This window comes from Rhizobium ecuadorense (assembly GCF_001187535.1).
GTDB lineage: Bacteria > Pseudomonadota > Alphaproteobacteria > Rhizobiales > Rhizobiaceae > Rhizobium > Rhizobium ecuadorense.
Map to the genome: position 1 here is coordinate 1 of NZ_LFIO01001366.1, position 369 is coordinate 369.

The window sequence follows — 369 nt, forward strand, 5'->3', positions numbered from 1 at the left end:
AGATGTGTATAAGAGACAGGGTCTTGGCGCTTCCCTGCCCCGCGAGCACCACCGAATGGCCCGTTGACTGGTAGGCTTGCCACTGGGCCGGGTTCGGTCTCAGTTCTTCGGCTGCCGCGAGATAAAGAGAGGCGTCAGACACGGTCGACCACGTGCTCGATCGCGCGCTTGATGTAGCCGGGAACCTCGATGCCCGCAATGCGGGAGCTCAGGCGTTGTGCGAAGCGCCCTTTGCCGATGGCTTCGATCAGGGGCAGCAGTTTATCGGGCTCCATGGTGTCCGGGTCAGCCTCCCAATCGTCAATCCGCGCCGTCCGAACGTCGCCGAAGTTTCCTTCCCTCAACCCGGCGATCATCGCTGCAGTGAAG

The 369-nt window shown here is 62.1% G+C and carries 1 pseudogene; it reads right to left on the reverse strand.

Going from position 1 to position 369, the window contains the following annotated elements:
* Window positions 1-134: 134 nt before the first annotated feature.
* A pseudogene (locus AF337_RS43405) lies at window positions 135-369 on the reverse strand (hypothetical protein); the annotation flags it as partial.